Source organism: Micromonospora sp. NPDC005291, from assembly GCF_040607415.1.
GTDB lineage: Bacteria > Actinomycetota > Actinomycetes > Mycobacteriales > Micromonosporaceae > Micromonospora.
Window position 1 is genome coordinate 19,371 of record NZ_JBEXGR010000010.1, and the last position, 8,761, is coordinate 28,131.

General features: G+C 71.3%; 10 protein-coding genes. 4 read left to right on the plus strand and 6 right to left on the minus strand.

Annotated features, from left to right (window positions below):
• The first annotated feature begins 334 nt into the window (after window positions 1-334).
• Complete coding sequence (locus ABZT18_RS15775) at window positions 335-1,210, plus strand: alpha/beta hydrolase (protein ID WP_354992735.1); 876 nt, start codon at window positions 335-337, stop codon at window positions 1,208-1,210.
• 24 nt (window positions 1,211-1,234) lie between these two features.
• Here the strand turns inward: ABZT18_RS15775 and ABZT18_RS15780 are convergent, their stop codons facing one another.
• The gene (locus ABZT18_RS15780; protein ID WP_354992736.1) at window positions 1,235-1,789 is read right to left on the minus strand and encodes a carboxymuconolactone decarboxylase family protein; all 555 of its coding nucleotides are present in this window, start codon (window positions 1,787-1,789) and stop codon (window positions 1,235-1,237) included.
• 100 nt (window positions 1,790-1,889) lie between these two features.
• Here ABZT18_RS15780 and ABZT18_RS15785 point away from each other — a divergent pair, with 100 nt between their 5' ends.
• The 3 genes from ABZT18_RS15785 to ABZT18_RS15795 all read left to right on the plus strand — a co-directional run bounded on the left by ABZT18_RS15785 (window position 1,890) and on the right by ABZT18_RS15795 (window position 4,002).
• Complete coding sequence (locus ABZT18_RS15785; RefSeq protein WP_354992737.1) at window positions 1,890-2,366, plus strand: MarR family winged helix-turn-helix transcriptional regulator; 477 nt, start codon at window positions 1,890-1,892, stop codon at window positions 2,364-2,366.
• A 234-nt stretch (window positions 2,367-2,600) separates the two neighbouring features.
• On the plus strand, window positions 2,601-2,822 hold the full coding sequence (locus tag ABZT18_RS15790; protein ID WP_354992738.1) for a hypothetical protein: 222 nt from the start codon (window positions 2,601-2,603) through the stop codon (window positions 2,820-2,822).
• A 40-nt stretch (window positions 2,823-2,862) separates the two neighbouring features.
• The gene (locus ABZT18_RS15795) at window positions 2,863-4,002 is read left to right on the plus strand and encodes an FUSC family protein (protein WP_354993114.1); all 1,140 of its coding nucleotides are present in this window, start codon (window positions 2,863-2,865) and stop codon (window positions 4,000-4,002) included.
• A gap of 36 nt (window positions 4,003-4,038) precedes the next feature.
• Here the strand turns inward: ABZT18_RS15795 and ccsB are convergent, their stop codons facing one another.
• From ccsB to ABZT18_RS15820, 5 genes are read right to left on the minus strand one after another with little or no spacing between them, the layout of a single operon-like run.
• Window positions 4,039-5,010, minus strand: a complete 972-nt coding sequence (ccsB, locus tag ABZT18_RS15800; RefSeq protein WP_354992739.1) for a c-type cytochrome biogenesis protein CcsB — start codon at window positions 5,008-5,010, stop codon at window positions 4,039-4,041.
• Window positions 5,010-6,665, minus strand: coding sequence for a cytochrome c biogenesis protein ResB (locus ABZT18_RS15805; protein WP_354992740.1), 1,656 nt, complete (start codon window positions 6,663-6,665; stop codon window positions 5,010-5,012). The genes ccsB and ABZT18_RS15805 overlap by 1 nt, the downstream gene beginning before the upstream one ends.
• A complete protein-coding gene (locus tag ABZT18_RS15810) occupies window positions 6,665-7,519 on the minus strand; it encodes a cytochrome c biogenesis protein CcdA (protein ID WP_354992741.1) in 855 nt (284 codons plus the stop codon). Before ABZT18_RS15810 ends, ABZT18_RS15805 begins: the two co-directional genes overlap by 1 nt.
• Window positions 7,519-8,085, minus strand: a complete 567-nt coding sequence (locus ABZT18_RS15815; protein ID WP_354992742.1) for a TlpA disulfide reductase family protein — start codon at window positions 8,083-8,085, stop codon at window positions 7,519-7,521. Before ABZT18_RS15815 ends, ABZT18_RS15810 begins: the two co-directional genes overlap by 1 nt.
• A complete protein-coding gene (locus tag ABZT18_RS15820) occupies window positions 8,085-8,732 on the minus strand; it encodes a histidine phosphatase family protein (RefSeq protein WP_354992743.1) in 648 nt (215 codons plus the stop codon). Before ABZT18_RS15820 ends, ABZT18_RS15815 begins: the two co-directional genes overlap by 1 nt.
• Between the last annotated feature and the right edge of the window lie 29 nt (window positions 8,733-8,761).

An 8,761-nucleotide genomic window follows, 5' to 3' on the forward strand; every position in this document is an offset into this window, starting at 1 on the left:
TGAGCACCAACCGGCAGGCGGCGGACGGGGTTGGCGGACGGCAGGCGGCGGGCGGCGGACGGCGGACGGCGGACGGCGGGCCTAGATCCACTCGGGTTTCATGAAAACGCGGTGTTCCAGGCCGCAGGACACCGCGACTTCATGGAAGCCGAGTGGATCAAGGCGCAGGGCCCGCATCTGGCGGGCATGGCGGGCGGTTGAGCGGGTAGCCGGCCAGGCGGTGGGCAGACGGCGCGCGGGCAGACGGCACGATGGCGCACGGGCGGGACGGCAGACGGGCGCGCGCGGGCAGACGGCAGACGGGCGCGCGGGCAGACGGCAGACGGAGGCGGCGATGGGCGGGGAGCGGGTCCCGGCGGGGTTCACCGAGCAACGGGCACGGGTCGGCCAGATCACCATGAACTACGTCCGAGGCGGTGCCGGCCCCCCGCTGGTGCTGCTGCACGGGTATCCGCAGTGTTGGTACATGTGGCGGCACCTGCTGCCCGAGTTGGGGCGCTCCTTTGACGTGGTCGCGCCCGACCTGCGCGGCTTCGGGGGAAGCGAGGCCCCGGACGGCGGGTACGACAAGAAGACGGTCGCCGCCGACCTGCACGGACTACTCGACCAGCTCGGCCTGGACAGTGACCTTCGGCTGGTCGGGCACGACCTGGGGACGATGGTGGCGTACGCGTACGCCGCCGCCCATCCGCAGCGGGTGAGTCGGCTGGTGCTCAGCGAAGCGCCGATCCCCGACGAGAGCATCTACACGTTCCCCGCGCTCACCTCGGCCGGGCCTGGGGTGTGGAACTTCGGCTACTTCTCCATCGGCAACGGGCTTCCGGAGGAGCTGGTCAGTGGGCGGGAGTCGCTCTGGGTGGACCGGTTCACCGACGCCCTGATGGTGCGCAAGGGCAGCATCGCCGCGCCGGACATCGAGGAGTTCGCGAACCATCTGCGCGACCCGGCGCATCTGCGGGCCAGCTTCGCCTATTTCCGGGCGTTCGAGCAGGACATCGCCGACAACGTGGCGTACCGGGACACGAAGCTGACGATGCCGGTACTGGCCGTCGGCGCGGCGGCCAGCCTCGGTAGGCAGGTCGCCGAGCAGGTTCGCCGGTACGCCGACACGGTCCGCGGCGAGGTGATCGAGGACTGCGGGCACTGGCTGTACGAGGAGCGCCCGGACGAGATGCTCGCCCTGCTGCGCGACTTCCTCGGGGCGTCCTGAGCAGCGGCCGGCAGGCGTTCCCGATCAGGCCGCGGGCGTCCAGGCGTGCGCGGCCAGCGGCGGGTCGAGCGGTGCCCGGGTGAGCCGGTTGGCGAAGGTGGAGATCGTGTACGCGCCGACGCCGAGCACCACGTCCAGCGCGTGTCGGGGCTGATAGCCGGCGGTCAGGAAGTCGTCCAGCTCGTCGTCGGGCACCGCTCCCCGGTGGTCGAGCACGGCCAGCGTGAAGCGGCGCAGCGCTTCCAGCCGTGGCTCCGGAAGCGCCGTGCCGGCCCGCAGCGCGGTGATCAACTCAGCGGTCGCGCCGAGCCGGGTGAGCGTGCCGGTGTGCAGGGCGACGCAGACGTGGCACTCGTTGGTGGTGGCGACGGCGAGAACGACGACCTCCCGCTCCAGCGGCGAGAGATCGGTCTGCTCGAAGCCCGCGTTGGCGGTGAGGAAGCCGGCGAGCAACTGTGGCGAGTCGGCCATCAGCGCCACCGGGGCGGGCAGCCAGCCGAACCGGCGGCGTACGCCCTCGATGGTCGATCGGGCGGTGGCGGGGGCGGTCTCGGCGGTGTGTGCGGTGAAGACGGGCACGGTTTACCTGCTTTCAGCAGCGGGGCGGGAGCGCCACGTTGTCCGTGGACCCGTAGGATGGTCAACGTGGTTGACGGAATAGTAAACGAGGTTGTCGAACATGGCAACTGCTGACCCCGCACGCCCCGGCTTCCAGTTACCGCTCCTGCTGCTGGCCGGCTTCCGGACGCTGATCGACGACCTGCATGCCGAGCTGGCCCGGCAGGGGCACCCCGAGTTGCGTCCGCTGCACGGCTTCGTGCTCCAGGCCGTCGGGTCGGAGGGCACCACCGCCACCGAGTTGGGCCAGCGGCTGGGCATCTCCAAACAGGCAGCCGGCAAGACGGTCGACCGGCTGGTCGCCGTCGGCTACCTCGAACGGGCCGACGATCCTCAGGACGCCCGCCGTCGGCTGGTCATGATGACGCCGCGCGGCGTCGACGGGCTGCGCCGGTCGGCGGAGATCTTCGACCGGCTGCGCGAGCGGTGGGCCGAAACCGTCGGCCCGGAGCGGGTCGACGCCCTGGAGGACGACCTGCGGACGATGGCCGCCGCCAACTGGTTCCGCCTCGACGTGCCGGGCTGGCTCGGCGGCTGACCGCGCCAGGGTTGATCGACACCATGGCGCCGACGTGGCGGTGTCCCCGGCGCGGGACACCACAACATCGCCGACGTGGCGGCGTCCTCGGCGCGGGATTCCGCGACATCGCCGACCTGGGGGCGTCCTCGGCGCGGGATACCGCAACATCGCCGACGTGGCGCGGGTCAAGCAGAGCCGACGAATCTCACCGGCCCTGGCGTGCCTCGCCGGCCGGGGCGCAGCCTGGAAGGCATGTCGGATGCCTACGTCGTCGGCGACCCGGACGGGTTGTCGCCCCTGCTGGTCGAGCTGCGCGACGCCATCGCCCGGGAGCTGCACGCCCAGCTTGCGCTGCGCGCTGAACGGATCGAGCTGGCCGACGTGCCCGAGGTGGCCTACCAGGTCACCGTTCAGGTGGACCGCACGCTGCGCGGCTGGCAACCCCGGTCACCGGGATCCGAGTTGAGTCGTTAACCAGCCGGCGAGGACGACGAGGGAGACCGGCGTGTCCCGGATGACGAGCTGGTTGCGCAGTGCCTGGGGTCGCCTGCGTACCGGTTGGCCGCTGGTGGCGCAGGTGACGCTGGCCGCGACCGCGTCCTGGTTCGTCGCCAGCCGCCTCCTCGGCGGCGACAACGACAGCGGGCCGTTCTTCGCCCCGGCCGCCGCGCTGATCGTGTTGGCCCAGTCGCGGGGCGTACGACTGCGCAAGGCGGTCCAGGTCCTGATCGGGATCGCCGTCGGGGCACTCATCGGCGAAGTCGCCATCGAGGCGCTCGGCGCCAACTCCACCGCCGCCATCTTCGTCGTCATCCTGGTCGCGGTCGGGCTCTCGGTCGCCGCCGGGGCCGCAGGCGTCGTCCGGAACCAGTTGACCATGTCCGCGCTCTTCCTGGTCGCCGTGGTTCCGCCGGGCAACCAGGAGGTGGCACCCACCCGCTTCTACGACGCGCTGATCGGCGGCACGATCGCGCTGCTGATCAGTCAGATCGCCGTCGGACGCTCGCCGCTGGCCCCGCTCGAGACCGAGGGACGGCAGGCGTTCACGGAGTTCTCCGGGGTGGTGGACGGCATCCGGCAGGCGCTGCGGCGACACGACGAGCAGGCGGCCCAGGCCGTGTTCGACCGGGCCCAGCAGCTGGACTCACACACCGATGCGCTGCGCAGGGCCGTGCTGGTCGCCGACGAGAACCTGCGTCTCGCGCCCTGGGACCGGCACAGCCGCCCACGTATCCAGGCCGTGCAGGCCGCCGTCGACCATATCGACTACGCCGTCCGCAACATCCGGACGCTGGCGCGCTCGGCGGTGACGGTCACCCGGCTGCCGGATCCGGCGCCGACCCAGCTCGAAACGGCGCTGACCGCGCTGCACGAGTTGACGACGTGTGCCGCCGCGGTGCTCGTCGCCGTCGTCTCGGGCGACCGCGACACGGCCGACCAGCACGTCGACCGGGCGGGCGTCATCGCGGTCGACACCGCGCAGGCGATGACGCCGATGCTCCGGCACGAGCAGTCACTGCCGGTCAGCACGATGATCGGTCAGCTCCGGATGGCCATCCTCGACCTGCTGCGCAGCGCCGGGGCGGACAGGCCGGAGGTGCTCGACGCGATCGACGAGGCGCTCGACCTGCCTCCGGTCTGGAGACAACGCTGACCGGCGGCCCGGCCACCGGCCGCGCCCCGCGGTTGATCAGTCCAGGCCGCCGTACGAGTGCAGGCCGGTGAAGAAGATGTTCACGCCGAACAGGTTCATCAGCACGGTGAGGAAGCCGAGCACCGCCAGCCAGGTGGCCACGTTGCGCTTCACGCTGGGCGTCGCCCGGGCGTGCAGGTAGCCGGCGTAGACGACCCAGGAGATGAACGCCCAGGTCTCCTTCGGGTCCCAACCCCACGGCCGACCCCAGGCCGCCTCGGCCCAGATGGCACCGGCGATCACCGCGAAGGTGAAGACCGGGAAGGCGAAGGCGTGCAGCGTGAAGGTCAACCGCTCCAGGCCGGCCGCGCCGGGCAACCGCTTCGCCAGGGTGTACGGGAAGCTCCGCTTGCCCTGCTCGTACCCGTTGCGCATCAGGAAGCCGACCGCCGGCACCACACCGAGCAGGAAGATGCCGGACGCGAAGACGATGGTCGAGACGTGGATGACGAACCAGTACGAGTTCAGAGCTGGCACCAGCGGCACGATCGGCACGTACAGCACCAGCTCGGCGGTGGCCACCAGCAGCACCATCACCAGGGTGAGGAACAGCCCGAGCTTGCGCAGCGACGGTCGCTTCCAGAGCACCACGAGCCAGGCCGTGACCCCGATGAACGTCACCGTGAGCACGAACTCGTACATGTTGCCCCAGGGCATCCGGTCCGCGGCGAGGCCGCGAGTGACCAGCGCCGCCAGGTGCAGCACGGCGGCGACTGCGGTGGCGCCCACCGCGATCAGGCCCGCTAGGCGGGCACGCCGCGCCGAGCGGTCGGCCGCGGTCGACGGCTGCACCGGCGCGGGCGGCGTCGGAACAGCGCCGCCGCCGGCTCCCACCAGCTCGCGGACCGGAGCCGCCACGGCGACCCGGGTACGCGCGTTGCCCAGCGCGTACTCCACGGCGTGGCCGATCATCGCGACCAGGTACGCCAGGATCGCGAAGGTCACCAGATTGTCGGAGAGTGCGGACATCACTCGGCTCCTTCTCGCACGCCGGGCCGGTCACCCGAGTCAGCGCTCGCACCGGCCCGCTCGGCCGCCCGTTCGTCACCGCTGACCGCGGCGACAAGTTGAGCGAACTCGTCGGCGAACCCTGGATAGTCGGTGCGCGGCAAGCCACCAACCTCCATCAAGCTACTACCGCCCGTCGGAGATCCTTCCGCCGGGTCGGCCGGCATCACCCGGAAGAACACCCGGCGGCGACGCCCGAACAGCGAGCCCATCAGCCCGACCAGCAGGAAGCCGCAGCTGATCAGCAGCGGCGTCGAGCCGGGGTCGTGCCGGATGGAGAGGGTCACGTACCGCTCGGTGCCCAGGAACTCGACAGTCGTGCCGTCGTCCAGCGTCCACGTCTCGCCCTTGCGGAGCAGCTTGGTGCCGACCTCCTGGACCTTGCCGGTCCGCACCTGCCGCTGGTCCAGCTGGTAGATCGAGCCGGGGATGCCGGCGTCCAGGCCGAGGTTGCCCCGGTAGGCGACCAGGTTCAGCATCGGGTTGCGCTCGGTCGGGTACTGCGAGCGGACGAACGGCGCCTGCTCGGGTCCCGTGGGCAGGTAGATGCCGGTGAACGCCATCTGCTCATCCGGTGCCCGCTTGCCGGTGGCCGGGTCGACGTTCGCGTCCGGGAAGGCCGCCAGCCCCTCGCTGGTCAGACCCATGTCGCCGGTCGTCAGGAACGGCTCGTCGCTGATCTGGCTGTTGCCGAAGCGGTCGGTGTAGCGGATCACCGGGGCGTACCCGTGACCGAGCAGGTAGACGTTCGCGTCGTTCAGCCGCAGCGGCGAGTTCACCGAGAAGTCAGCGCTGCGGGTCGGCTCGTCCGGGCCGTCGACGGTCACCGTGGCGTTGAAGAACTCCGGCTGGCCGGACGGCAGGAACCGGGCCTCGAAGTCGTCCAACCGCAGGCAGAAGCGGGGTAGGTCCGCGCTGTCCACCTGGGGGCCGAGCTTCGCCTCGGCGTACTGCTGCCGGGTGTTGCAGAAGGCGTTGTCCGCGCCGGCCACCAGCAGGCGGTTGCCGCTCCAGCCGTACCACGAGCCGAGCGCGACGCCGATCAGCACCGCGATCAGCGAGGTGTGGAACAGCAGGTTCCCGGTCTCCTTGAGGTAGCCCTTCTCGGCGGAGACCTCGTCGCCGCGCACCTCCACCCGCCAGCGACGCTTGCGCAGCACCTCGGCGATCGCCGCCGCGCCACCGGCCGGGGCGGGCAGCACGGTGTGCTGCGGCAACCGTGCCATCCGCTTCGGAGCGGCCGGCGGCCGGGACCGCAGCGCCCGGACGTGGTCACGCAGCCGGGGGGTGATGCAGCCGATCAGAGAGGTGAACAGCAGCAGGTAGATCGCGGAGAACCAGACCGAGCCGAAGACCTCGAACGCGCCGATCTGGTTCAGTCGAGGGGCCAGGTCCGGGTGGTTGACGAAGTACTCGTCGACCCTCTCCGGGCTGACCCCGCGCTGCGGCAACACCGAGCCGGGGATGGCGGCGACCGCGAGCAGAAAGAGCAGGATCAGCGCCGTACGCATGCTGGTCAGCTGCCGCCACGAGTTGCGCAGCAGCGCCAGCAACCGGTTGGGCCGGCGCCGGGGCGCCGGGGCCTCGGTCTCCGGCCGGTCGTCGACGACGGTCATCAGATGCTCACCTCGCCCACCCCGACGGTGGTCTGCAACCAGATCACGAAGCTCTGCCATCCGCCGGTGACCAGCGCCAGGCCGATCAGGATGAGCAGAGCGCCGCCGACCCGGGTGACCCAGCGGCTGTTGCGCCGGACGGCGCGGAAGACCCCGAGCAGGCGTTGGAAGCCCAGCCCGAAGACGATGAACGGTATCCCCAGCCCGAGGCAGTACGCCACGGCGAGCACCACGGCGCGGTCACTCTGACCGGACGCGGTGGCCATTCCCATCACCGCGCCGAGCGTGGGGCCGGTGCAGGGCACCCAGCTGAGTGCGAAGACCGCGCCGAAGACCGGTGCGCCGAGCAGCCCCGCCGACGGCAGCCGGGAGATCCGGAACTCCCGTTGCAGTGCGGGGATCAACCCGAGATAGCCGAACCCGAGCACGATGATCAGCGCGCCGACGACGATCTCCAGCTGCCGCTCGTACTCGAAGAAGACCCGGCCGATGCCGGCGAACAGGATCGCGGTGGCGACGAAGACGGCGGTGAAGCCGGCGATGAAGAGCAGCGTGCCCGCGAGCACCCGGCCCTTGACCGCGCCGACCTGGACGATCCGCTCCCGCACCGCCACCTTCCCGCCGCCACCATCGGGCTCGGCGGTGTCGAGCGGGGCCCTCGGCGTTGCCAGGGTGCCGGCCCTCGCGCGGCCTTCGAGGTCGGCGCCGGCGAGGCCGGTGACGTACGAGAGGTAGCCGGGGACCAGTGGGAGCACGCACGGGGAGAGGAAACTGACCAGGCCGGCGAGCGCCGCCGCGCCCATGGCCAGCAGCAGCGGCCCACTGAGGGCCAACTCCTTGAAGGTCTCGCCCATCAGTTCGACGCCGGCTTCTCGCCCGCGATCCGTTCGACGATCGGTTGCAGGCCCTCCTGCTTGACGGCCGCCCGGATCACCGCCGCGATCCGGCCCTGCCGGTCGAGCACCACCGTCGCCGGGACGGTGTTCGGCGGGATGTCCAGGTCGAGCGCCAGTCGGCTGGACGGGTCGAAGAGGCTCGGATAGGTGACCCGGCCCTCCTCGAATGCCTTGGCCTTGTCCCGCTGGTCCTGGACGTTGATGCCGAGGAAGCTCACTCCGGAGCCCTTGGTGGCCTGGTAGACGGCTTCCAGGTCGTCCGCCTCGGCCCGGCAGGGCGCGCACCAGGAGCCCCAGAAGTTGACCACCACCACCTGGCCGCGGGCCTGGCTGACGTCGTACTCGCCGCCGAGGAGCAGCTCACCGGCGAGCTTCGGAGGCGCGGAGCGCTGGTCCGGAGCACACTCGAAGATCCCGTTGGTGGTGGTCGTGCAGGTCTTCTCCTGCCCCTTCGACGTGCAGCCGACCAACGCCACCGCGGCGACGGTGGCGAGCAGACCGGCGGTCCACCTCCGGGCGTTCATCAGGCCCCCTTGGCCGTCCTGGCGGTCGCGGAGAGAGCGATCAGGTGCGCGGCCGGCTCGCTGTAGCCGATGCCCACCACCTTCGCGCCGTCGAAGTGGAACGAGGTCAGGCTCGCCAGCCCGCACTGTCGCTTGCGCGGGTCATGCCAGAGCCGCTTGCGCTCCACGTGCCGGCGCAGCGTCCAGATCGGCAACTGATGCGACACCAGCACCGCCTCGCGCCCCTCGGCAGCGACCCGGGCGGCGTGCACGGCGGCGAACATCCGCTCGGCGATCACCCGGTACGCCTCGCCCCAGGACGGGGTCATCGGGTCGCGCAGCACCCACCAGTTGCGCGGGTCGCGGAACGACCCGTCGCCCGGGGACACCTTCTTGCCCTCGAACCAGTTGGCGCTCTCGATCAGCCGCTCGTCCACCCCGACCGGCAGCCCGAACTGGGCGGCGATCGGCTCGGCGGTCTGCTGTGCGCGCTCCAGAGGGCTGGCCACCACGTGCACGATCTCCCGCTCGGCCAGGCCCTCCGCAGCGGCCTTGGCCATCTGCACGCCCAGCTCGGAGAGGCGGAACCCGGGCAGCCGGCCGTAGAGGATCTGGTCGGGGTTGTGCACCTCACCGTGCCGAAGCACGTGGACCACCGTCTTGCTCACCGCTGCGCCCCCTTCGTTCGCGACTGCGG